Here is a 24,707-nt window from a genome sequence, read left to right on the forward strand (position 1 = left end):
AGCCTTTTGTTCCTTTATTGCTCTTTGTTTCGCAACTTAAGGTTATAAAGGCAGGGCTATGTCATTTCAATTCACTATGTCATCTCATCTAGAAAGTCGAGCATCGCGTTATTTTACTAAAGTGGCAAAAATCATCGACATCACAAAAACTTCAACTAATTTGTCCATAGCCTGTTCTTTTTTAGATCGACATTTTATTAGTCAAAAATATTGATCCTGGAACAGGCTTTTAGTTTAACTTGTTATCCAGAATTCGGGTGTATTAGAAAACCATACTAAATGACTTTATGCGGGCCGAAACATTCATAATGGATATGTTGTTCATCAATACCCATTGCCAGCAATTGTTTGGCGATATGTTGCATGAAAGCCACAGGACCACAGAAATAGAATTGCATCCCTTCCACTGCTATTGCATCCTTCACGAGCGATAGATCCATCAGCCCAATATGCTGGTAATGTATGCCTTTCTGATCTATATCTCTGGGTTCTCGATACCAAACTTGTGAATACAAATTAGGCATAGATTGGGAAATTTCATTCACCTTATTGGCGAAAGCATGATGGCCGCCATGCTCTGCGGCGTGGAACCAATTTACTGCGCCAATATGATGTTGGTTATGCAGGGATTGCAGCATACTCATCATCGGTGTCAAACCAACCCCGGCAGAAATCAGTGTAACTGGCATATCAGGTTGCACATCAAGAAAGAAATCACCGTGTGGTGCAGCCAGCATCACAATATCCCCTTCCTGTACCTTATCGTGCAGATGGTTTGAAATTTTGCCCTGGGGTTCACGCTTGACAGCAATTTGGTAACTGGTTCCGTTTGGCGCGGCAGTCAGTGAATATTGGCGGATTTCACGGTTGTCAAATATGGGATCTTCTACATAGATTGCCAAGTATTGCCCTGGTTTATAATCCATAACCTTGCCACCATCAACAGGCGAAAACTCAAAGCTAGTGATAACATCACTTTGTGGTTGTTTCCGGCTAACACGAAACTGACGTAGATCACGCCAACCTCCTTCCAGGGATTCACCGCTTTGATAAATTTCCTCTTCTCGATTGATAAAGACATTAGCTAATACGTTGTAAGCTTTTCCCCAGGCGTTGAGAACTTCGTCACCAGGATGAAACATTTCATCAATCGTTGCCAGCAGGTGCTTACCTACAATTTGATAATGCTCAGGTTGAATACTGAGGCTGGCATGTTTATGGGCGATTTTTTCTACGGCAGGTAAAAGTGCTGACAGATTATCGATATTGCCAGCATAAGCACAAAGAGCATTGAAAAGCGCTTCCCGCTGATCACCGTTGATCTGATGACTCATATTAAAAATATCTTTTAATTCAGGGTTATGCTTGAACATGCGCTCGTAAAAATGCGCAGTTAGCTTAGGGCCTGTGGAAACAATTAATGGAATGGTCGATTTTATGGTTGCGATAACCTGACTATCTAGCATGGGGATCTCCTGAATTTTTCTCACATAATGCTGAAATCTATAAGTTGCATTTTAAATGCAACTTATAGGGTTTGGGAATGCATCAGATTGAGAAAAGATAATTATCTTTCCTTAAGTCAAAAAAATAGAATTTAAATTAACGTGGATCACGACCAGGATCACAAATCTCAGTAATAAATCCATAATCATTAGCGAAACAGTAGGTTATTTAGTTTCTAATGGGTTACCAGGATGAAGTGCAAACGTTTGCGTAATTTATTTTGTCAAGACTATCTCATTCGATAAAAAGAGTTTACACTGTGTGCCATTCTGGCCCTCAGGGGTATTTTTTTAGAGATGTAGCTGAGTCAGGAGAACCCAATGTTAAAGCGTGAAATGAATATTGCGAATTACGATCCCGAACTGTGGCAAGCGATGGAACAGGAAGTTTGTCGTCAAGAAGAACACATTGAATTGATTGCTTCTGAAAACTACACCAGCCCAAGAGTAATGCAGGCACAAGGCTCTCAGCTGACTAACAAGTATGCGGAAGGTTACCCGGGTAAACGTTACTACGGTGGCTGTGAGTATGTTGATGTGGTTGAGCAGCTTGCGATTGACCGCGCCAAGGCGTTGTTTGGTGCAGATTATGCTAATGTCCAGCCACACTCTGGTTCTCAGGCAAATGCTGCGGTGTATATGACACTGCTAAAACCCGGCGATACGGTTTTAGGGATGAATCTGGCGCACGGTGGCCATCTGACTCACGGCTCCCCAGTTAACTTCTCTGGCAAACTTTATAATATCGTGCCTTATGGTATTGATGAAAGTGGCAAAATTGATTACGACGATATTCGTAAGCAAGCGCAAAAACATCAGCCTAAAATGATCATCGGCGGCTTTTCTGCCTATTCTGGTGTTGTCGATTGGGCGAAGATGCGTGAAATTGCGGATGAAATCGGTGCCTATTTGTTCGTTGACATGGCTCACGTCGCAGGTCTGGTTGCCGCAGGGGTTTATCCAAACCCAGTTCCTCATGCACATGTTGTCACAACCACAACGCACAAAACATTGGCTGGCCCACGTGGTGGCTTGATTTTGGCGAAGGGTGGTGATGAAGAGTTTTACAAGAAACTGAATTCCTCTGTTTTCCCTGGTTCCCAGGGTGGTCCGTTGATGCACGTTATTGCTGGTAAGGCAGTTGCATTGAAAGAAGCGATGGAGCCTGAATTCAAAGCCTACCAACACCAAGTTGCCAAGAACGCGAAAGTGATGGTAGAAGTATTCCTGCAACGCGGTTACAAAGTGGTTTCTGGAGAAACCGAAAACCATTTGTTCTTGCTGGATCTGGTGGACAAAGACATTACGGGTAAAGATGCTGATGCGGCCTTGGGACGTGCCAATATCACCGTGAACAAAAACAGCGTACCTAATGATCCACGCAGCCCATTCGTCACCTCTGGTATCCGTATCGGCACGCCTGCAATTACCCGCCGTGGCTTCAAGGAAGCAGAATCCCGTGAACTGGCTGGCTGGATGTGTGATGTGCTGGATAACATCAATGATGAAGCAATCATTGAAAGTGTTAAGCAAAAGGTATTAGATATCTGCGCAAAATATCCGGTCTACGCATAATTTAAATAAAATGTAGTTTAGTAATAAACCCGACTCATAACGTCAGTTTTGAGCGGGTTTTTTGTATCAAAAACGAGGGCATTTGGATGGTTGTTCCATCGACATTTTGGTTGGGCCTGGGTTATTTCACCTATTTTTTCTCTTACGGTATATTCTTACCTTTTTGGTCTGTCTGGTTAAAAGGTGAAGGCATTGATGCCTCAATGATAGGGATCTTGCTAGGTGTTGGAATGGTAGCTCGCTTTGTCGGCAGTCTGGTTATCTCTCCTACGGTAAAAAACCCCGCTAAATTAATTAATGCATTACGTCTTCTCTCATTATTGGCCTTGCTTTTTGCCATTGGCTTTGTATTTGGTAGCCATTGGACATGGCTTTTATTTATCATGGTTGGTTTCAATTTATTCTTCTCACCATTAGTCCCCTTATCAGATGCTTTAGCGGGAACATGGCACAAGCAGTTTACGTTTGATTATGGCAAGGTAAGGGTTTGGGGTTCGATTGCATTTGTTATTAGTTCTTCGTTGGCAGGCATATTGATGTCTACCAATGGGATAAATTTCTCAATCAGTAGCCTGAATTTTGACTGGAATATATCGTTTGATCGTTTGAATAATTGGATCGGTCATGAGTTATTTGGTACACACCATATCATTCTTGCTTTCTTGCTATTCAGTGTTACAGCCATGTTACTGGGTATGATGTTGAAACCTTCCATCATGCCAGTAGGTAAGATTAAAGCCGCCAATATCAATGCTGTTTCTTTTAAAGAACTCTTATCTGAAAAATCAGTGTGGCGGTTTTTACTCTGTGTAACTTTATTGCAGGCCGCCCATGCGGGATATTACAGCTTTGGTTCCATTTATTGGGAGCAAGCGGGTTATTCCTCATCAACCATTGGTTATCTCTGGTCCTTAGGCGTAGTGGCTGAAGTTGTTATCTTTACTTTTAGCAAGCAATTATTCCGTCGTTGGAGTGCCCGTAATTTACTATTATTGTCGGGGATTTGTGGTGTTGTTCGTTGGGGACTTATGGGAACCTCAACCGAGTTACCGGTGTTGATTATTATTCAAATCCTGCATTGTGGTACTTTTACCGTTTGCCATTTGGCTGCGATGCGTTTTATTGGTGCCAGAAAGGAAAACGAAATCATCCGGTTGCAAGCAACTTACTCTGCTTTAGCTATGGGGGGCGGTATTGCTGTCATGAGTATGGTTGCCGGCTTCATGTATGAGCAGATAGGGAGTGGCATATTTGGGGTGATGGCACTGGTTGCTTTACCTGCCCTGTTCTTAAGACCAAAAGTTGAAGCCCATTCACTTTCGCGCTAATAAAAAAACGAAGATAAGAAAAAGGGCACCCGATAGGTGCCCTTGAAGTCAATAATAACGAATTAACGTTTCAATGCTTCAGTCAATTCTTCACGCATTTCAGACAGAATGTCTTTAACGATACGTGGGCTACCTGCAACGATATTGCCAGAGCTGACATAGTTATGACCACCAACGAAATCAGTGACAATACAACCTGATTCACGTACCAGCAATTCACCACCCAGGAAATCCCAAGGTTTTAAGCCAATTTCAAAGAAACCATCGACACGTCCGGCAGCGACATACGCCATATCCAGTGCTGCAGAACCTGTGCGACGGAAATCTGCACAGCGTTCAAATAATTTACCCAGCACATTCATGTAAGGGATAGTGTGCTGCTTAGCTTTGAATGGAAAACCCGTCGCAAGGATAGTGCCATCCAGATCACGGGCATTAGTGCCACGCAGACGATAACCGTTCAATTGAGCGCCTTGGCCACGAGTTGCGGTGAACAGTTCATTGCGCATTGGATCGTAAACCACAGACACTTCTGTGCGGCCTTTAATGCGTACGGCAATGGAAACAGCAAAATGGGGAAGACGTTTGATAAAGTTGGTGGTGCCATCCAGTGGATCGATAACCCATTGGAAGTCATCTTCTTCTCCTATGTGATTACCACTTTCTTCGGTGATAATCGTATGCTTAGGGTAAGATTTACGGATGATGTCAATGATCAGCTTCTCTGCTTCACGATCAACATTGGTAACGAAATCATTACTGCCTTTTTGGCTTGCTTCAACAGCATCAGGAGTTTCGTAGCTTTTGGCAATGTAGTTGCCGGCCTTACGCGCAGCGCGTATAGCGATGTTTAGCATCGGATGCATGGGGTATCTTCCACCAGGATTTTAAAGAACGGGAAATAAATTGGCGCGCATTATAGCAGTAGTTCGTCAAAATGACTAATGCTGTGTTAAGATATTCGGCTCTTATACTGAATTTAAAAGCCGTCATGTTAGAGAATATCCGCATTATTCTGGTAGAAACCTCCCATACGGGGAACATGGGATCAACCGCCAGGGCCATGAAAACAATGGGACTGACCAACCTGTATCTGGTGAATCCGCTTGTCCAACCTGATTCTCACGCTATCGCACTTTCAGCCGGTGCAAGTGATGTTATCGGCAATGCAACAATTGTGAATTCGTTGGATGAAGCATTGGCCGGGTGTGAGTTAGTCATTGGCACCAGTGCCCGTTCCCGAACCCTATCCTGGCCGATGGTTGAGCCACGTGAATGTGGTGAACGCTGTGTCGAAACTGCCAGCCACTCGCCAGTTGCTATTGTCTTTGGCCGTGAACGTGTTGGCTTGACTAACGAAGAGTTGCAAAAGTGTAATTATCATCTTTATATCCCAACTAACCCAGAATATGGTTCATTGAATTTAGCAATGGCGGTTCAGTTGGTTAGCTATGAAATTCGCATGGCATACCTTGCGGCTCAGGAGCAATTAAAAGCAGTAACGTTTCCAGAGCATGAAGTAGAGTATCCCCCTGTTGAAGACATGGAGCGTTTTTATCAGCACCTTGAACAGGTATTGAAAGAGTCCGGTTTTATTCGCAAAGCGCATCCGGGCCAGATAATGAATAGATTAAGACGTCTTTACACTCGTGCCCGGCCAGAAACTCAAGAGCTGAATATCCTGCGTGGTATACTGACTTCCATGGAAAAGTGGGATAAAAAATAAATTGATACAGTATGCCAATCTAACTTCAAGATACGTGTGTTTCTCCCCGCTTCGCCGGGAGAAGTCAGGTTTCATAGCGTGTTGTAAATTGCAATTTGAAGTTTAATGCAGATAAAAAACTGTAGCAGAAAGTAACAGGAAGCCGTCGCTAGAAAATACAATGTAACGGGATAATAGATAACTGGACAATAGCGGAAAGCAGTCGGGATAGGTAAGTGAAAAAGTGAAAGAGTGTCAAATAATAGTTGAGTAAATTACTCGGTTAAATAGTTGACTAAAATACTCAGGAATGCCACAATTTCACCCATATTTCACCACGGAGTTTTTGTTATGAGACTGACATCAAAAGGACGTTATGCGGTAACAGCCATGTTAGATGTGGCGTTGCATTCACAAGAAGGGCCGGTGCCGTTAGCCGATATTTCTGAACGTCAGGGGATTTCCCTTTCCTATCTTGAGCAGTTGTTTTCCCGCCTGCGTAAAAATGGTCTGGTTTCTAGCGTCCGTGGTCCAGGTGGCGGCTATTTATTGGGCAGAGATGCCGGTAAAATTTTCGTTGCCGAAGTGATTTCAGCTGTTGATGAATCTGTTGATGCCACTCGTTGTCAGGGGCGAGAAGGTTGTCAAGGCGGCGATCGGTGTTTGACCCATGCTTTGTGGCGTGACCTCAGTGATCGCATCACGAGCTTCCTGAGTAGTATCAGTTTAGAAGAATTAGTGAATAACCAAGAAGTATTGGATGTTGCTGATCGTCAAGACGGCGATAAGCGTCGTACCCCTGGCCCTAACGGCAGACTTCAAGAGACGATTAACGTTAATCTGCGTGCGTAACTTGCGGCAAATACTTGTGTGGCAATGAAAAGTATTAAAAGTGTCTTACGGAGCATGTGAGCAATGAAATTACCCATTTATTTGGACTATTCAGCAACAACACCAGTCGATCCACGTGTTGCTGAAAAGATGATGAATTATTTGACTATTGACGGAGTCTTCGGTAACCCAGCTTCCCGTTCACACCGTTTTGGTTGGCAGGCTGAAGAAGCGGTTGATATTGCGCGCAATCAAATTGCTGACTTAATTGGCGCGGATCCACGTGAAATTGTGTTCACTTCAGGTGCGACAGAATCAGATAACCTGGCAATTAAAGGTGCTGCAAAATTTTATCAGAAGAAAGGCAAGCACATTATCACCAGCAAAACTGAGCATAAAGCGGTTTTAGATACTTGTCGTCAGCTGGAGCGCGAAGGTTTTGAGATCACATATCTGGCGCCAATGAGCAATGGCCTGATTGATCTGAAAGAGTTGGAAGCGACCATGCGTGAAGACACCATTCTGGTTTCTATCATGCATGTCAATAACGAAATCGGTATTGTTCAGGATATCATGACTATTGGTGAATTATGCCGCAGTCGTGGCATTATTTTCCATGTTGATGCAACCCAAAGTGTTGGTAAAGTGCCTGTCGATCTCAGCCAGCTAAAAGTGGATTTGATGTCCTTTTCTGCCCATAAACTTTATGGTCCGATGGGGATTGGTGCGCTGTATGTTCGTCGTAAGCCTCGCGTACGCATTGAAGCTCAACAACATGGTGGTGGTCATGAACGCGGTATGCGTTCAGGTACATTGCCTGTTCACCAGATTGTTGGCATGGGTGAAGCTTACCGTATCGCGAAAGAAGAGCTGGAATCAGAAGCAGAACGCCTGCGTGGTTTACGTCTGCGTTTGTGGAACGGTATTAAAGATATTGAAGAAGTTTACCTGAATGGTGATTTGGAACAGGGAGCGCCACACATTCTGAATGTCAGCTTCAACTATGTTGAAGGTGAGTCATTGATGATGTCATTGAAAGATCTGGCAGTATCTTCTGGCTCGGCATGTACTTCAGCGAGTCTGGAGCCTTCCTATGTCCTGCGCGCACTGGGTATGAATGATGAACTGGCGCACAGTTCTATTCGTTTCTCTTTGGGGCGTTTTACCACAGAAGAAGAAATAGACTATGCAATCAAACTGATCCACAACGCGATTGGTCACTTGCGTGATCTTTCTCCATTGTGGGAAATGTTCAAGCAGGGTGTGGATCTTAGCACCATCGAATGGTCTCATCATTAATCAGACGGTTTCAGGAGTAACGATATGGCTTACAGCGACAAAGTAATTGATCACTATGAAAACCCACGTAATGTTGGTTCATTCGATAACGAAGATCCGACAGTGGGTAGTGGCATGGTAGGAGCACCCGCTTGTGGTGACGTCATGCGACTGCAAATCAAAGTCAACGATGAAGGTATCATTGAAGACGCTCGTTTCAAAACCTATGGCTGCGGCTCGGCCATTGCATCCAGTTCTTTGGTAACAGAATGGATGAAAGGTAAATCGTTGGAACAGGCTGAGGCAATTAAAAACACGCAAATTGCTGAAGAATTAGAACTGCCACCAGTGAAAATCCATTGCTCGATTTTGGCAGAAGATGCTATCAAAGCGGCTATTGCTGATTACAAGAGCAAGCGCCAAGCCAAATAATTTTTCATAAAAAGAACATAATTCTGGTGGATATTGCAGCAATATCCACCTTTACTAGTTTTAAAGTGAGGTGTTGTATGTCAATTTCCGTGACAGAAAGTGCAGCCCAACGTATTTTGGCTTTTCTGACCAATCGAGGAAAAGGTGTCGGGTTGCGCTTGGGAGTGAGAACATCCGGCTGCTCTGGGATGGCATATGTGCTTGAATTTGCTGATGCAGTAAATGAAGAAGATCAGGTTTTTGAAGATAAGGGCGTGAAAGTCATCGTTGACGGTAAAAGCATCATTTATCTTGATGGTACTGAGTTGGATTTCGTTAAAGAAGGTCTGAATGAAGGCTTTAAATTCAACAACCCCAATGTTTCCAGCGAATGCGGTTGTGGAGAAAGTTTCCACGTTTAACCCCATTTTTTGACCCGCATTTTGCGAAACTAAGAGTAACTTATGGACTATTTTACTTTATTTGGGCTGCCTGCACGTTATGCGATTGATCGCGAACAGTTGGTAACCCGTTATCAGGAATTGCAACGCCAGTTTCATCCTGATCGTTTTGCCAACCAGCCAGAACGTGAAAAAGCGCTGGCACTCCAACAAGCTGCTACCATTAATGATGGTTATCAGACACTAAAACATCCCCTGAAACGCGCAGAATACATGCTATCTCAGCAAGGGTTTGATCTATCTAACGAGCAGCACACGATGCAGGATACGGCTTTTTTGATGCAACAGTTGGAATTGCGTGAAGAGCTTGATGCCATTGAACATCGCGCAGATTCAGAGACAGCCTTGAACGATTTTTCCTCTCGCTTGCATAAAATGATTAAAACACGCAGTGAGCAGATGGAACAGCAACTCAATGCTGCCGAATGGTCAATTGCAGCTGATACTGTCCGTAAGTTACGCTTTTTGGATAAATTGCAACAGCAGGTTGAACAACTGGAAGAGCGGTTGTTGGATGATTTTTAGCGGATTTTTGGCTGAATGCATTTCAGTTGAGTAAATTTCGGCTGATATAGATTTATAGGGGCACATATGGCTTTATTACAAATCAGCGAACCAGGTTTATCTGCCGCACCGCACCAGCGCCGTCTGGCTGCAGGGATTGATCTTGGTACAACTCACTCTCTGGTTGCGACCGTCCGTAGCGGTCAGGCGGAAACATTGGCAGACAGTGATAACCGTCACTTACTTCCTTCTGTTGTACAGTATCGTAAAGAAGAGATTCAAGTTGGTTGGCAGGCACGTCAACAAGCTGCGTCTGATCCTGCCAATACAATCAGTTCAGTCAAGCGGATGATGGGACGCTCTTTGGCTGACATTCAACAGCGTTATCCTAACCTGCCATACCAGCTTCAGGCCAGTGAAAATGGTTTGCCATTGATCAATACCGTGGCGGGGCTGGTAGATCCTATTCAGGTTTCTTCTGAAATATTGAAATCGTTGGCGCAACGGGCAGAAGAAACCTTGGATGGTAAACTTGATGGTGTTGTGATCACAGTGCCTGCTTATTTCGACGATGCTCAGCGTCAGGGCACTAAAGATGCTGCTCGTTTAGCAGGCTTGCATGTTCTGCGTCTCTTGAATGAACCTACTGCGGCAGCCATTGCTTATGGTCTTGATTCCGGTCAGGAGGGAATAATCGCCGTTTACGATCTTGGTGGCGGAACATTTGATATTTCTATTCTTCGCCTTAGCCGAGGCGTGTTTGAAGTGCTGGCAACAGGGGGAGATACCGCCCTTGGTGGTGACGATTTTGATTCGTTGTTAGCAAATTGGATACGTGAGCAGGCTGGGATCAGTGATAACGGCCACGGATTACAGCGTCAATTACTGGATGTTGCTACCCAAACCAAAATTGCTTTGAGTGAAGCTGAGAGCGCGGAAATCAATATAGCTAACTGGCAGGGCAGCATTACTCGTACCGAATTTAACGAATTGATTGCCGCTTTGGTTAAACGCACATTACTCTCCTGCCGTCGGGCGCTGAAAGATGCAGGTGTAACGATTGACGAAGTTTTGCAGGTCGTCATGGTTGGTGGTTCAACGCGCGTGCCGTTGGTACGCAGCATGGTGGGAGAATTCTTTGACCGCGAACCATTAACGTCTATCGATCCAGACAAGGTTGTCGCAGTGGGTGCTGCAATTCAGGCCGATATTCTGGTGGGTAACAAACCAGATAGCGAAATGCTGTTACTTGATGTTATCCCTCTGTCACTTGGCCTGGAGACAATGGGAGGGTTGGTTGAAAAAGTCATTCCACGTAATACCACCATTCCCGTTGCTAAAGCGCAAGAATTTACCACTTTTAAAGATGGTCAAAGTGCGATGAGCGTTCATGTGGTGCAGGGCGAGAGAGAACTGGTTAGTGATTGCCGTTCACTGGCGCGTTTCACACTGCGTGGTCTTCCGCCATTACCGGCTGGTGGTGCACACATTCGTGTGACCTTCCAGGTCGATGCGGATGGCTTGCTAAGTGTCAGTGCATTAGAAAAGTCCACGGGTGTTGAGGCTTCCATTCAGGTGAAACCTTCCTATGGTTTATCGGATGAAGAAATTGCCCATATGCTCAAAGATTCTATGTCTAATGCACAGGAAGATGTTCAGGCCCGCAAATTAGCTGAACAGAAAGTAGAAGCCGCTCGAATGCTGGAAAGTTTAACCAGTGCATTGGAAAAAGATGCGGATTTGCTGGATCAAGAAGAGCTGGCAGCAATTGATGCTGCTGCACATGTATTAATTGAAAGTGCTCAGGGAACTTCCCCTGAGGCAATTGAAAGTGCAATAAAACAACTGGACAAGCAAACGCAAGAATTTGCAGCACGCCGTATGGATACATCAATCCGCCGGGCTTTGGCGGGTCATTCTGTGGATGAGATTTAATATATGCCGAAAATTGTATTTTTACCTCATAACGAACTTTGTCCTGAAGGGGCAGTCTTGGAAGCGAAGGAAGGCGAATCCATTCTGGATGTTGCATTACGTAATGGTATTGAGATTGAACATGCCTGTGAAAAATCCTGTGCGTGTACCACTTGTCACTGTATTGTCAGGGAAGGCTTTGACTCACTGGAAGAAAGCTCTGAACTGGAAGATGACATGTTGGATAAAGCATGGGGTTTGGAGCCTGAAAGCCGTTTGAGCTGTCAGGCTAAAGTTACCGATGAGGATTTAGTCGTTGAAATCCCCAAATACACCATTAACCATGCGCGCGAACACTGACAGGAGAACAGAAAATGAAATGGTCTGACAGTCGTGATATTGGCGAAGCACTGTATGATAAATTTCCTGATTTAGATCCAAAAACAGTGCGTTTCACCGACATGCATGAATGGATTTGTGAGCTGGAAGGTTTTGATGACGATCCGCAGAAATCCAACGAAAAAATACTGGAAGCTATTTTGTTGGTGTGGCTGGACGAATATGAATAACGTGTAATTTCACCGATTCTTGCTCAATAGCTTGGCATAGTCTGTATTTAGTGGAAAACTGGCAATTGCCAGTTTTTTTATAAACCCTCACTGTGTAACAGTGAACAAATAAGATAAGAAGTGAGAAAAAATGACAAAACAAATCATGCCTATAACACTGTCTTATGAGCCAGCTAACGCTTGCTGGGGTGAAAAAGCACTAATTAGTTCAAATGAGCAAGGGATCACAATCCATTTGGAGGGCAATGGCAAGCTGGGCGCAATTCAACGTGCCGGGCGTAAAATTGACGGACAAGGAATTCGCCATATTGCTTTAGTGGGTGATGGCTGGGATCTGGAAAAAAGTTGGTCATTTTGGCTGGGCTTTCGTTCACCTAAAGGATTACGCACAATTGAATGGCCACAACTCCCTGCGGTGGAAAAACAGGAACTAGAAAGAAGGATCAAATTCATTGACTGGGTGCGTGATACCATCAACCTTCCAGCAGAAGATTTGGGGCCAGACCAGCTTGCTCAGAGAGCTATTGATTTATTGCGTGGAGTAGCGGGTGATGCCGTTAGTTATCGCATCATCAAAGGAGATGAGTTGCGTAAACAGGGATATGCAGGGGTATATACCGTCGGTCGTGGCTCTTCTCGTGATCCTGTGTTCCTGGCATTAGACTTCAATCCAACAAAAGATGCAAAAGCACCGGTTTTCGCCTGCCTGGTTGGTAAAGGCATTACTTTCGATTCTGGTGGATACAGCATCAAACCTTCCCATTTCATGGACTCTATGAAATCAGATATGGGGGGATCAGCGACATTAACGGGAGCACTGGCTCTGGCAATCAGTCGTGGCTTAAAACATCGAGTAAAACTGTTCTTGAGTATTGCAGATAATATGGTGAGTGGTAATGCTTTCAAATTGGGCGATATCATTCACTACCGCAATGGTAAAACGGTTGAAGTGATGAATACGGATGCGGAAGGGCGTCTGGTTCTGGCTGATGGTTTGATTGATGCTAGTGCAGAAAAAGCACAACTTATTATTGATGCTGCTACGTTGACTGGCGCAGCGAAAACAGCAGTAGGAAATGATTACCACTCAGTATTAGGTTTTGATGATCAACTGGTATCTGATTTAATGGCTGCGGCCAATGATGAAAATGAATTGTTCTGGCGTTTGCCGCTGGCTGAATTCCATCGTAGCCAGCTACCATCCAACTTTGCGGATCTGAACAACATTGCGTCACCGGCACATTCGGCAGGAGCAAGTACCGCAGCAGCATTTTTGTCGCACTTTGTCGAAAATTACAAAAAAGGTTGGGTACATATTGACTGTTCAGCAACTTACCGTAAATCCGCTGTTGAACAGTGGGCGGCGGGTGCAACGGGATATGGTGTACGTACTATTGCCAATTTATTGCTGACAAAAGCGAAATAAACTGAAATATCTTGCTTAATAGCTCCTCATCTTATGGGGAGCTATTGTTGAATTTTTCTATGACCTTATCTTCAATTTAAACAGTACCATCGGGGATTTTCATGAACTTATTAAATGGATCTATCGCTACTGAAATAGAGGTTCCTGGCGGAAGTCTCATTACTCTAAGCCAGCCAGAAGAACAGCCAACTCAGCTTATTGAGTCACTCATTGAATTATTTAAACAACATAAACCTGTTCGACAGGCTTTTTTAATTATGGCCCATGATAAGAATATAGATGAAAAACCCAATGTATTAATTGGCTTGGAATTCAGTGTGACACTGGCAGAAAACGAAATTAATTTGTTAATTCAAGAAGCGGGTGAACTGGCTTGCAAATATCTTGATGAAGAGGAATCTGTCGATTTTTGCCTGCTTGATGAACAAGAAGGAGGCATCAGCCATTTCTTGATTCATCATACCCAACCCTTTTATCAGCGAAAGTTAGGTAGCTGGTTGCGTGATACTATCCCAATTATTAATCAATAACTTTACGATGACACTATTTTCTTCGGCATAAAACTTGCTTTTACAGCAATAGAATTTATTTTAAACGTAGCGTATAACATTGCTGTTTCACCTATTCTGCCCCGTGACTTTCTTATGATCTACTTTCATGTAATTTGATAACGCTAAATAGCGTTTCAAAATAATAGGAGTATTTCTTACCCCGCGCGGCGCGCGGGGTAAGAAACGCCAACATCTGATACTATCAGTATTATTGGTACGTCAGATAAAACCAGCCAAGATCCTAAAGAAAAGTTCACCGGAGAATTTATCGTCTCTGATGAAAGTAAACAAGATATAAGCAAAGAAAGGGCTGACGAAATTAAGTCTTTTATTCAATGTGTAGCAGAGAAGGTTTTATAATTGTCATTGAGTGAAAAACACGAATTCAATGATCCTGGTCAGTATGCCTGTTTGGGAATTCATCGCCTGAACGGGCATTATTTTATAAAATGGTTATTTTCATCGTGTATACCAATCTCACTTCAAGATGCGTGTGATTTCTCCCCGCGAAGCGGGGAGAAATCAGGTTTCATAGCATGTTGTAAATTGCAACTTGAAGTTTAATGCGTATATAACGAAGCAAAAATGTGATTTATGCTAAAAAATGATATTTTCGCTAAGAAAGTTTTAATAAAATGTTATGTTTTTTGTAGGCAAGCAGAAACTCTCCTCCTATAATCAACGCCTATTTTTATCCCTGTCAGATACAGGGTTGAGCAGCCCTTCAGTTTTGTTTGGGGCGTAAAAATTAAAATGAATCATCGCTGAAAGTGCCAAAGAGGTTACGCAATGACAATTGAACGTACTTTTTCCATTATTAAACCCAACGCAGTGAAGAAAGATGCTATCGGTTCTATCTATGCCCGCTTTGAAAGTGCAGGGTTTAAAATTATCGCCGCCAAAATGTTGCATTTGACGCGCGAACAGGCGGAAGGTTTTTATGCTGAACACAAAGGCCGCCCTTTCTTTGATGGTTTGGTGGCGTTCATGACCTCTGGCCCAATTATGGTACAGGTTCTGGAAGGTGAAAATGCCGTTCAACGTCACCGTGATCTGATGGGGGCTACCAATCCTGAAAATGCTTTGGCTGGTACTCTGCGTGCAGATTATGCCGACAGCTTTACTGAAAATGCGGTTCACGGTTCAGACTCTCCTGAATCTGCAAGTCGTGAAATTGCTTACTTTTTCAGTGACGATGAAATCTTCCCACGTTTTTAAAGTTCTTCACTTAAGTAGCATATAAATAGTAAAGTTTGTACAATGATGCGCCCCACTGATTTGGTTCAGCGGGGCGTTTATTATTTTATTTCAATGTCCATTCAATATAGCTCTGATTAAAAGAGAGAATGAACATTGAATTGGCAGTCACCGCATGAAAACTTAATGCTGAAATCAGATCAGCATAGAGCCGAAAGTGTAATAACGAGGCGATGTAACAATGTCCCAACTTAACGAAACCGTACTACCTGCAACTTCCGCTGTATCCGTCACGCCTGAAAAGAAAAACGGTAAAGTCAATTTGCTCGATCTTAACCGTAAACAAATGCGTCAGTTTTTTGTCGATATGGGAGAGAAACCTTTTCGTGCCGATCAGGTCATGAAATGGATTTACCATTATTGCTATGACGATTTTGAGCAGATGACCGATATCAACAAAGTGCTCCGGGCAAAATTACAACAACTTGCTGAAATCAAAGCCCCTGAAGTTGCAGAAGAGCAACGCTCTGCTGATGGCACAATCAAATGGGCGATTACTGTTGGTGATCAACAGGTTGAAACGGTTTATATCCCAGAAGATGATCGTGCGACACTGTGTGTTTCATCTCAGGTGGGGTGTGCTTTAGAGTGTAAATTTTGTTCTACGGCTCAGCAGGGCTTTAACCGTAATCTGCGAGTTTCCGAGATTATTGGTCAGGTTTGGCGTGCTGCCAAGATTATAGGATCACTGAAATCCAGTGGTCGTCGCCCCATTACCAACGTAGTGATGATGGGAATGGGGGAACCATTACTCAATTTGAATAATGTCGTGCCAGCAATGGAAATCATGATGGATGACTTCGGCTTTGGTTTGTCGAAACGCCGTGTAACATTGTCAACGTCTGGTGTTGTTCCTGCGCTGGATAAACTGGGAGATATGATCGATGTTGCACTGGCAATTTCCTTACATGCACCCACTGACGACATTCGTGATGAAATTGTGCCAATTAACCGCAAGTACAATATTGAAGAGTTTCTGGCGGGAGTACGTCGTTACCTGACAAAATCCAATGCTAACCAGGGACGTGTGACGGTGGAATATGTGATGCTTGATCATGTCAACGACAGCGTTGAGCAGGCTCATCAGTTAGCCGAATGCCTGAAAGATACCCCCAGCAAGATCAACCTGATCCCGTGGAACCCGTTCCCAGGAGCACCTTATGGGCGCAGCTCAAATAGCCGCATCGATCGTTTTGCCAAGGTCCTGATGGGATACGGTTTTACAACCATTGTGCGTAAAACGAGGGGAGATGATATTGATGCCGCATGTGGACAGCTTGCCGGTGATGTCATTGACAGAACCAAGCGAACCATGAAAAAACGCCTTGCAGGTGAACCTATTCAGGTAAAAACAGTCTAATTTTTTGTTTAATATCGATTAATGGCTAAAAATCTGGCAAAGTTTAACATATCCTTATAAATGAAGATGGTATGATACGGAAATCAATAATTTGGTCTATAGTTTGTTTTGGCCTGTTAACGGGGTGTGTGGAAAAATCAACGCATCGCACTCATCAGGTTGTTGCCATAAATACACGATTGCAGCTAGGGAAAGCTTATTTGGCGGAACGAAATTTACCGGCCGCTAAGTATCATTTTCAAAAAGTCTTGCTGGCGGAACCTCATCATCCAGAGGCACATCTGGGTATGGCACTGCATGAACAATATGCAGGCCGTCCAGAAACCGCCAGTCAGCATTATAGAATGGCTATGCAGTATGCAGCTGAAAGTGATACCGTAGTACATCACTACCATATTTTCCTTTGTGAACAAAAGCAGTATGAAAAAGCTGAACAATTGATCATGGAAAGTAGGGTAAGCATGAAAAGTGACACAGCTCGTTATCGCTGTGATGAATGATGTTTGGCGTTCAACGCAGTATTTAGATGATTTCGCTACACAAATTAAGTGATATGTTCTATTCATTTAATTTGCGTAAATTCTTTAACCCAGAACAGTACCAGTATCCCTTGCTAATGAAGACTGAAACTTATCCAGAAGAAGCTAATCTGACAACAGGTCAGATTCTGCGTCAGGCTCGTGAAAAACATGAGCTTTCTCAGCAAACTGTGGCAGATCGCTTGTGTCTTAAACTGTCCACTGTTCGTGATATTGAAGAAGATAATATCCCGTCAAATATTTCACCGACATTCATTCGTGGTTATATTCGCGCCTATGCAAAATTAGTTCAGGTGCCTGAATCTGAAATCTTGAGTACCCTGGATAAACAGATCCCCTCTAAGGCCATAAAAACGGCACCTATGCAAAGTTTTTCCGCGGGAAAAAAGCGCAAGAAACGTGACGGATGGCTAATGAAAATAACATGGGTTGTTATTGTTTTGCTGTTGGGGATGACATTCCTGTGGTGGTGGCAGAACTATAAAGTACAACAAACAGAACTGTCTTCAATGGCCACACAATCAAACGTCCAAAATAACCAGGTAACAAGTTCTGAAAATGACCGACAGGCGGCAAGTGCAGGGGAGAATAATGTAGCGTCTCTTAAAGAAAATCAATCCGAAGCGACTGCTCAATCTGGTGTTTCCCCGGAAAAAACATTGTCGGCAGAGGCAAAAGGCACAGAAGGAAACAGCAAGGCTCCCGTGTCTTCCGGCGCGCCGGTATCCACAGCAACAAATCAGCCTGCAGCTAATGCAACGCCAGAAAATACAACTGCGGTTGCCAATGCAGAGGTGAATAGTGCTGTTGTGAGTCCGTCATCGACTGATGTAAATAGTATCAGCACTGCGAACAACGATGAATTAGTGATAGATTTCAGCGGTGAATGTTGGCTGGCAGTCAAAGATGCTAAAGGTAAGATGTTGTTTAGTGGCATAAAAAAGAAAGGGGATAGCCTAAAACTTTCCGGTGATTTACCTTACTCGGTGAATATTGGCGCACCAGCCAAGGTTAAAGTCCAGTTCCGGGGAAAACCCGTGGATCTCAGTTCCTTTGTGAAGAAAGGTGTCACGGCTAAATTGACACTGAAATAAAGGTTCTAACCGTTTTGGCAAAGTTATTCACCACAGCATAGTTGTAATTCTTATAAACAAAAATACAGGGATGTAGGGGAGTAATGTAAAAATGCATAATGAGTCACCGATAAAAAGACGTAAATCTACACGTATTTATGTCGGTAATGTTCCCATCGGGGATGGCGCACCGATTGCAGTGCAATCAATGACTAACACACGAACAACTGATGTTGAAGCAACAGTCAACCAAATTAAGGCGTTAGAGCGTGTAGGTGTTGATATCGTTCGGGTGTCTGTTCCAACAATGGATGCAGCCGAAGCGTTCAAGTCCATCAAACAGCAAGTCAATGTCCCTCTTGTTGCCGATATTCATTTCGATTACCGCATAGCCTTGAAAGTTGCAGAATATGGTGTTGACTGCCTGCGCATCAATCCTGGCAATATTGGTAACGAAGATCGTATTCGTCAGGTTGTGGATTGCGCCCGCCACAATAACATTCCAATTCGCATTGGGGTTAATGGCGGATCGTTGGAAAAAGATCTACAGGAAAAATACGGTGAACCCACACCAGAAGCGTTAGTTGAATCAGCAATGCGTCATGTGGATATTCTTGATCGCCTGAACTTCGACCAATTTAAGGTCAGCGTCAAGGCTTCTGACGTTTTTCTGGCGGTTGGTGCATACCGTTTACTGGCGCAAAAAATAGATCAACCGTTGCATTTGGGGATTACGGAAGCAGGCGGAGCCCGTGCTGGTGCGGTGAAATCTTCGATTGGTCTTGGCATTTTGTTGTCAGAAGGCATTGGCGATACATTGCGTATTTCGTTGGCCGCAGATCCAGTGGAAGAAGTTAAAGTCGGTTTTGATATTCTGAAAGCATTGCGGATCCGTTCACGAGGCATTAATTTCATTGCTTGTCCAACTTGTTCGCGCCAGGAATTTGACGTTATCGGTACGGTTAACGCGCTTGAGCAGCGTCTTGAGGACTTAATCACCCCGATGGATGTTTCGATTATTGGTTGTGTTGTGAATGGGCCTGGGGAAGCCGAAGTTTCAACGCTTGGCGTAACGGGTGCGAAGACAAAAAGCGGCTTTTATGAAGATGGTATTCGCCAAAAAGAGCGTTTTGACAATAACAACTTGATTGATCAACTTGAGGCGAAAATTCGGGCGAAGGCAGCTATCCTTGATGCTAAAAACCGAATCAGCATCAATCAGCTTGATGAGTAATTTATTGGGGATATAAGCATATATACCAATCTAACTTCAAGATGCGTGTGATATCTCCCAGCTTCGCGGGGAGATATCAGGTTTCAATCGTGTTGTCAATTGCAACTTGAAGTTTAATGCGTATAGATTTGCTTGCAGATTGAACCTTGCAAGTATTCGCTTTTATAATCGGTGGCATTGTATAAATATTAATAAGAGATAAAACGTGACAAAAAATATCCCAGCTATTCGTGGCATGAACGATTGCCTTCCTGCTGAAACGGCCATCTGGCAACGAGTTGAATCGACGGTAAAGCGTGTGCTGTCAGGTTACGGTTTTAGCGAAATTCGGACACCGATTGTAGAGCAGACCCCGTTATTCAAACGTGCAATTGGGGAAGTCACTGATGTTGTTGAAAAAGAGATGTATACCTTTGACGATCGCAATGGTGAAAGCTTGACCCTGCGCCCAGAAAATACCGCAGGATGTGTCCGTGCCGGTATTCAGCATGGTCTGCTGTACAATCAGGAACAGCGCTTATGGTATATCGGGCCTATGTTCCGTTATGAGCGTCCACAAAAAGGTCGTTATCGTCAATTCCATCAGTTAGGGGCTGAGGTGTTTGGCTTACAAGGGCCAGATATTGATGCTGAACTTATTTTAATGACGGCACGTTGGTGGCGCGAGCTCGGCATTGCTTATCACGTTACACTTGAGTTGAACTCGATTGGTTCATTAGAAGCCCGTGCCAATTATCGTGAGGCATTAGTAGTCTTCCTTGAACAACATAAAGAGAAATTGGACGAGGATTGTCAACGCCGCATGTATACCAATCCACTGCGTGTATTGGACTCTAAAAACCCTGAAATTCAGCAACTTTTGAATGATGCACCGGAGCTGTTTGATTATCTTGATAGCGAATCAAAAGAGCACTTTGATGGACTGTGTCAGCTACTTGATAGCGCTGGGATCAAATACCGCATCAACCAGCGTCTGGTTCGCGGTCTTGATTATTATAACCGTACGGTTTTTGAATGGGTGACATCGGCGTTGGGTGCACAGGGAACCATCTGTGCCGGTGGTCGCTACGATGGTTTGGTTGAACAATTGGGCGGTAAGGCAACGCCAGCGGTTGGTTTTGCCATGGGCATGGAGCGTATGGTCCTGTTGGTGCAGGAGGTCAATCCTGACTTTGTTGCTGATCTGGCTGTTGCTGATGTTTATTTCTCTTCCTTTGGTGAAGGTAGCCAGCAAGCGGCATTGATATTGGCCGAAAAAATCCGTGATCAACTGCCAGAATTACGTCTGATGACCAATCATGGCGGTGGTAACTTTAAGAAACAGTTGACGCGTGCGAGTAAACACGGTGCCAAAGTTGCTTTGATTCTGGGTGAAGATGAAATTCAGGCAGGCAATATTACAGTGAAAGATTTACGCAACGGTGAACAAGAAACCTTGTCACAACAAGCGGTCGCAGCGCGTTTGAGCGAACTGTTAGGCTAAGGAGGGAGACTCTAGTGCAAGTCTATACTACAGAAACTGAACAAGTTGACGCGATCAAGCGTTTTTTCTCTACCAACGGTAAATACCTTGCTGTTGGTCTGGTGTTAGGCATTGGTGTTTTGTTGGGGTGGCGTTACTGGCAGACTCATCAAACCAACCAGTTGCATAATACGGCGGCAGTATTTGAAGATTTGAACAAATCACTGGCGTCGGGATCGAAAGAAAATGTTGTTGCCGTAGAAAAATTCGCTAATGAGACGGACAATGTCTACGGTGTTATGGCTGATCTGGAACTGGCAAAACAGGCTGTTGCTCAGAATGATCTGGCTCAGGCAGAGAAAAATTTGCTAGCCGCATCCGGTAAAGCCAAAGATGAGAATATGCAAGCAGTGTCTAACCTTCGTCTGGCGCGGGTTCAATTGGCGGAAGATAAAACAGATGTTGCATTGAAAACGCTGGATTTGGTCAAAGGCAAAGGCTGGCAGGTTATGGTTGAGGATATTCGCGGGGATATTCTGGCTAAAAAAGGGGATATTGCTGGCGCACGTGCAGCCTATTCTACAGGGCTTGGACTTGATGGCCCGCAGGTAATTAAGGATTTTATGAAAATCAAACTTAATAATTTATCCAACTAAGGGAGCCAACTTCATAATGCAGCTGCGAAAAACACTCTTGGTTGGATTGGTTGCTTCTGTTCTGCTGGCAGGTTGTTCAAGTGAACAGGATTCGGTAACAATGTCACCGTTACCGAAGGTTGAAAATCAATTCAAACCTCGTATCGTTTGGGATAAGTCCGTTGGGAGTGGTACGGGGGAGTATTACTCTCATTTATCACCAACCTGGCAAGGTTCAACAGTTTACGTTGCTGACCGTCATGGTATTGTCAAAGCATTTGATATAGACAGCGGCAAAGAAATATGGGCAACGGATCTGTCAGAAAAAGCAGGTTTATTGTCATCTCGTTTACCCGCACTGCTTTCTGGTGGCTTGACTGTATCCGGTGATCGTCTGTATATCGGAACAGAAAAAGCAAAAGTCATCGCACTGGATGCAACGAACGGTAAGGTTGAATGGGAATCGACAGTTGCTGGCGAAGCGTTGTCCCGTCCGGTAGTGAGTGATGGTTTTGTCTTGATTCATACCGGTAATGGTATGTTGCAGGCATTAAACGAAACGGATGGTCATATTGCCTGGTCAGTTAACATGGATACACCTGCATTATCTGTTCGTGGTGAATCCGCTCCTGCCGTAGCCTATGGTGCAGCTATTGTCGGTAGCGACAATGGCCGCATTAGTGCGGTGTTGTTGTCTGAAGGGCAACTAATTTGGCAGCAGCGAATTTCTCAGGTAACAGGTTCTACCGAAATAGATCGCTTGAATGATGTCGATATGACTCCGGTCATTTCTGACAATGTTATTTACGCGATTGCTTATAACGGCAATTTGGTGGCAATGGATATGCGTTCAGGCCAGATCATCTGGAAACGTGATCTGGGATCAGTGCATGATATGGTGGTCACTGACAGCAATATTTTTATTGTTGATCAAGATGATCGTATTTTGTCCCTGCGCAAGAGTGATGGTGTGACATTATGGTCGCAAAATGATCTCTTGCACCGTCACCTGACAGGCCCAGAAATGTACAATGGCTATCTGGTTGTTGGTGATGCTGAAGGTTACTTGCATTGGTTGAATATGGCTGATGGCAAATTTGTAGCGCAGAACAAGATTGATAGTTCTGGCCTGTTGAGTCGTCCGGTTGTTGCCAGCGATAAACTGATGTTACAAGCGAAGGACGGGACAGTTTATCTGTATACCCGCTAACTTCGAACGTGTTTAAATAACACGGAATTATACGGCTCCTGGACAATAACAGGGGCCGTTTCGTCTTTTTAGTATCTTGTATCTTGCAGTGGTGAAAGTTGCTTTCAGCAGGATATCGATTTAAATCTAGTCATGAGGCATCAAAAAAATGATACCTGTCGTTGCGCTGGTTGGGCGCCCCAATGTTGGAAAATCCACCTTATTTAACCGATTAACCCGAACCAGAGATGCGCTGGTAGCGGATTTCCCTGGCTTAACCCGTGATCGTAAGTATGGACGGGCAGAGGTTGAAGGGCAGGAATTCATCATCATTGATACGGGTGGTATCGATGGTACAGAAGAAGGCGTAGAAACGCATATGGCTACACAATCTCTGATGGCCATAGAAGAGGCGGACATTGTTCTGTTTATGGTTGACGCCAGATCGGGATTGATGCCTGCTGACCATGCGATTGCCAAGCATTTGCGTAGCCGTGAAAAAGCAACTTTTTTGGTGGCGAATAAAACCGATGGTATCGATATTGATACCTCGATAGCTGAGTTTTATTCACTCGGTTTAGGTGATGTTTATTCCATCGCGGCTTCCCATGGTCGTGGTGTGACCCAACTGATTGAACGTGTGTTGTTGCCATATTCTGATAAAGAAGAAACGGAACAAGTTGAGTTAACTGAGGAAGAAGCTAACGCGGCTTATTGGGCCGAAATGGAGCAAGCCGAATTTGATGCTTCTGCTGAACAAGAAAAAGAGGAGGAGGCATTTGATCCCACAACATTGCCTCTGAAACTTGCGATTGTTGGTCGTCCTAATGTGGGTAAATCCACATTAACCAACCGTATCCTCGGTGAAGAGCGTGTTGTCGTTTATGATATGCCAGGTACAACCCGTGACAGCATTTATATTCCTATGGAGCGTGATGGCCGTGAATATATTTTGATTGATACAGCGGGTGTGCGTAAGCGTGGAAAAGTCACTGAAACAGTTGAAAAATTCTCCGTGATTAAAACGCTTCAGGCGATTGAAGATGCCAATGTTGTGTTACTGGTAGTGGATGCCCGTGAAGGTATTTCTGATCAAGATCTCTCTCTGCTTGGTTTTATTCTTAACAGTGGTCGTTCTCTGGTTATTGCCATCAACAAATGGGATGGCATGAGTCAGGAAGACAAAGATCACATCAAAGATATGCTTGAACTGCGTTTGGGGTTTGTTGATTTTGCCCGTATTCACTTTATTTCTGCGTTACATGGCAGTGGTGTTGGGAATTTATTTGAATCAATTCTGGAAGCCTATGAAAGTGCCACCCGTCGCGTTAGCACTTCCTTATTGACCCGTATTATGCGTATGGCAGAAGATGATCACCAGCCGCCAATGATCCGTGGTCGCAGGGTGAAAATGAAATATGCTCATGCTGGTGGATATAACCCACCTATTGTGGTTATCCACGGTAATCAGGTCACAGATTTACCTGATTCCTATAAGCGTTATTTGATGAATTATTTCCGCCGCTCTTTGAAGGTGATGGGAACACCTATCCGTATCCAATTTAAAGAAGGGGCTAACCCTTATGCGGATAAGAAAAATACATTGACAGCATCTCAGCTCCGTAAACGCAAGCGTTTGATGGAACATCTGAAAAAACGGTAATTATTTAAAAATATCGTCTTATATCTCCCCGCGTATCGGGGAGATATAAACCATCACATTGATTTGCAAGCTGTAACTTGAAGTTGGATTGGTATAAAAGGGTTATTATTAGCCCTTTATTATTTCTGCATCTAAAGAATAGTTTAACCATCATAAAAACAGAGCAGATAGAAGTAATATTAAAAATCAATCTAATTGGTTTTGAAAATATGTCAAACTTATTAATAGGTTTAGTGT

The 24,707-nt window shown here is 43.9% G+C and carries 24 protein-coding genes; 22 read left to right on the forward strand and 2 right to left on the reverse strand.

Features of this window, described 5'->3' with window-relative positions:
• Window positions 1-275 precede the first annotated feature (275 nt).
• Complete coding sequence (gene hmpA, locus IQ211_RS10105) at window positions 276-1,466, reverse strand: NO-inducible flavohemoprotein (protein ID WP_189759900.1); 1,191 nt, start codon at window positions 1,464-1,466, stop codon at window positions 276-278.
• 360 nt (window positions 1,467-1,826) lie between these two features.
• Between hmpA and glyA the strand changes: the two genes are divergently transcribed.
• A complete protein-coding gene (glyA, locus tag IQ211_RS10110; protein WP_189759901.1) occupies window positions 1,827-3,080 on the forward strand; it encodes a serine hydroxymethyltransferase in 1,254 nt (417 codons plus the stop codon).
• 86 nt (window positions 3,081-3,166) lie between these two features.
• On the forward strand, window positions 3,167-4,408 hold the full coding sequence (locus tag IQ211_RS10115) for a 3-phenylpropionate MFS transporter (protein WP_189759902.1): 1,242 nt from the start codon (window positions 3,167-3,169) through the stop codon (window positions 4,406-4,408).
• 62 nt (window positions 4,409-4,470) lie between these two features.
• Here IQ211_RS10115 and suhB read toward each other — a convergent pair whose 3' ends face one another.
• Entirely contained in the window at window positions 4,471-5,274 is an 804-nt protein-coding gene (gene suhB / locus IQ211_RS10120; protein WP_189759903.1) for an inositol-1-monophosphatase, read from the reverse strand.
• A 125-nt stretch (window positions 5,275-5,399) separates the two neighbouring features.
• On the opposite strand from suhB, the gene trmJ reads away from it, so the two are divergent.
• From trmJ to der, 20 genes are all read left to right on the forward strand, one after another.
• A complete protein-coding gene (trmJ, locus tag IQ211_RS10125) occupies window positions 5,400-6,134 on the forward strand; it encodes a tRNA (cytosine(32)/uridine(32)-2'-O)-methyltransferase TrmJ (protein ID WP_189759904.1) in 735 nt (244 codons plus the stop codon).
• A gap of 330 nt (window positions 6,135-6,464) precedes the next feature.
• Complete coding sequence (gene iscR / locus IQ211_RS10130; protein ID WP_099132109.1) at window positions 6,465-6,965, forward strand: Fe-S cluster assembly transcriptional regulator IscR; 501 nt, start codon at window positions 6,465-6,467, stop codon at window positions 6,963-6,965.
• 63 nt (window positions 6,966-7,028) lie between these two features.
• The gene (locus IQ211_RS10135; RefSeq protein WP_189759905.1) at window positions 7,029-8,243 is read left to right on the forward strand and encodes an IscS subfamily cysteine desulfurase; all 1,215 of its coding nucleotides are present in this window, start codon (window positions 7,029-7,031) and stop codon (window positions 8,241-8,243) included.
• A 24-nt stretch (window positions 8,244-8,267) separates the two neighbouring features.
• A complete protein-coding gene (iscU, locus tag IQ211_RS10140) occupies window positions 8,268-8,654 on the forward strand; it encodes a Fe-S cluster assembly scaffold IscU (protein WP_074019771.1) in 387 nt (128 codons plus the stop codon).
• 77 nt (window positions 8,655-8,731) lie between these two features.
• Window positions 8,732-9,055: an iron-sulfur cluster assembly protein IscA gene (gene iscA / locus IQ211_RS10145; RefSeq protein ID WP_189759906.1), complete on the forward strand. Its 324-nt coding sequence runs from the start codon at window positions 8,732-8,734 to the stop codon at window positions 9,053-9,055.
• Between the two features lie 42 nt (window positions 9,056-9,097).
• Window positions 9,098-9,619: a co-chaperone HscB gene (gene hscB / locus IQ211_RS10150; protein WP_189759907.1), complete on the forward strand. Its 522-nt coding sequence runs from the start codon at window positions 9,098-9,100 to the stop codon at window positions 9,617-9,619.
• Window positions 9,620-9,685: 66 nt separating this feature from the next.
• Window positions 9,686-11,533, forward strand: a complete 1,848-nt coding sequence (gene hscA, locus IQ211_RS10155) for a Fe-S protein assembly chaperone HscA (protein ID WP_189759908.1) — start codon at window positions 9,686-9,688, stop codon at window positions 11,531-11,533.
• A 3-nt stretch (window positions 11,534-11,536) separates the two neighbouring features.
• Complete coding sequence (gene fdx, locus IQ211_RS10160) at window positions 11,537-11,872, forward strand: ISC system 2Fe-2S type ferredoxin (protein WP_074023187.1); 336 nt, start codon at window positions 11,537-11,539, stop codon at window positions 11,870-11,872.
• Window positions 11,873-11,886: 14 nt separating this feature from the next.
• Window positions 11,887-12,081, forward strand: a complete 195-nt coding sequence (gene iscX, locus IQ211_RS10165) for a Fe-S cluster assembly protein IscX (protein WP_189759909.1) — start codon at window positions 11,887-11,889, stop codon at window positions 12,079-12,081.
• 130 nt (window positions 12,082-12,211) lie between these two features.
• Window positions 12,212-13,507 (forward strand): aminopeptidase PepB, encoded by a 1,296-nt coding sequence (gene pepB / locus IQ211_RS10170; RefSeq protein WP_189759910.1) that lies wholly within the window; start codon window positions 12,212-12,214, stop codon window positions 13,505-13,507.
• Window positions 13,508-13,608: 101 nt separating this feature from the next.
• Entirely contained in the window at window positions 13,609-14,037 is a 429-nt protein-coding gene (locus tag IQ211_RS10175) for an enhanced serine sensitivity protein SseB C-terminal domain-containing protein (RefSeq protein ID WP_189759911.1), read from the forward strand.
• 810 nt (window positions 14,038-14,847) lie between these two features.
• Window positions 14,848-15,276, forward strand: a complete 429-nt coding sequence (gene ndk / locus IQ211_RS10180) for a nucleoside-diphosphate kinase (protein WP_189759912.1) — start codon at window positions 14,848-14,850, stop codon at window positions 15,274-15,276.
• Between the two features lie 220 nt (window positions 15,277-15,496).
• Entirely contained in the window at window positions 15,497-16,675 is a 1,179-nt protein-coding gene (rlmN, locus tag IQ211_RS10185; RefSeq protein WP_189759913.1) for a dual-specificity RNA methyltransferase RlmN, read from the forward strand.
• Between the two features lie 128 nt (window positions 16,676-16,803).
• On the forward strand, window positions 16,804-17,175 hold the full coding sequence (locus IQ211_RS10190) for a fimbrial assembly protein (RefSeq protein ID WP_282885484.1): 372 nt from the start codon (window positions 16,804-16,806) through the stop codon (window positions 17,173-17,175).
• A 26-nt stretch (window positions 17,176-17,201) separates the two neighbouring features.
• Window positions 17,202-18,308 carry a cytoskeleton protein RodZ gene (rodZ, locus tag IQ211_RS10195; protein WP_311062343.1) on the forward strand — a complete coding sequence of 369 codons (1,107 nt, stop codon included), beginning with the start codon at window positions 17,202-17,204 and terminating at the stop codon, window positions 18,306-18,308.
• Between the two features lie 91 nt (window positions 18,309-18,399).
• Window positions 18,400-19,521: a flavodoxin-dependent (E)-4-hydroxy-3-methylbut-2-enyl-diphosphate synthase gene (ispG, locus tag IQ211_RS10200; RefSeq protein WP_189759915.1), complete on the forward strand. Its 1,122-nt coding sequence runs from the start codon at window positions 18,400-18,402 to the stop codon at window positions 19,519-19,521.
• Between the two features lie 205 nt (window positions 19,522-19,726).
• Window positions 19,727-21,004, forward strand: coding sequence for a histidine--tRNA ligase (gene hisS / locus IQ211_RS10205; protein WP_189759916.1), 1,278 nt, complete (start codon window positions 19,727-19,729; stop codon window positions 21,002-21,004).
• 14 nt (window positions 21,005-21,018) lie between these two features.
• On the forward strand, window positions 21,019-21,639 hold the full coding sequence (locus tag IQ211_RS10210; protein WP_189759917.1) for a YfgM family protein: 621 nt from the start codon (window positions 21,019-21,021) through the stop codon (window positions 21,637-21,639).
• Between the two features lie 16 nt (window positions 21,640-21,655).
• On the forward strand, window positions 21,656-22,828 hold the full coding sequence (gene bamB, locus IQ211_RS10215) for an outer membrane protein assembly factor BamB (RefSeq protein ID WP_189759918.1): 1,173 nt from the start codon (window positions 21,656-21,658) through the stop codon (window positions 22,826-22,828).
• Between the two features lie 148 nt (window positions 22,829-22,976).
• The gene (gene der / locus IQ211_RS10220) at window positions 22,977-24,470 is read left to right on the forward strand and encodes a ribosome biogenesis GTPase Der (protein WP_189759919.1); all 1,494 of its coding nucleotides are present in this window, start codon (window positions 22,977-22,979) and stop codon (window positions 24,468-24,470) included.
• Window positions 24,471-24,707 lie beyond the last annotated feature (237 nt).

It is taken from the genome of Xenorhabdus griffiniae (assembly GCF_015163655.1).
GTDB classification, from domain to species: domain Bacteria; phylum Pseudomonadota; class Gammaproteobacteria; order Enterobacterales; family Enterobacteriaceae; genus Xenorhabdus; species Xenorhabdus griffiniae.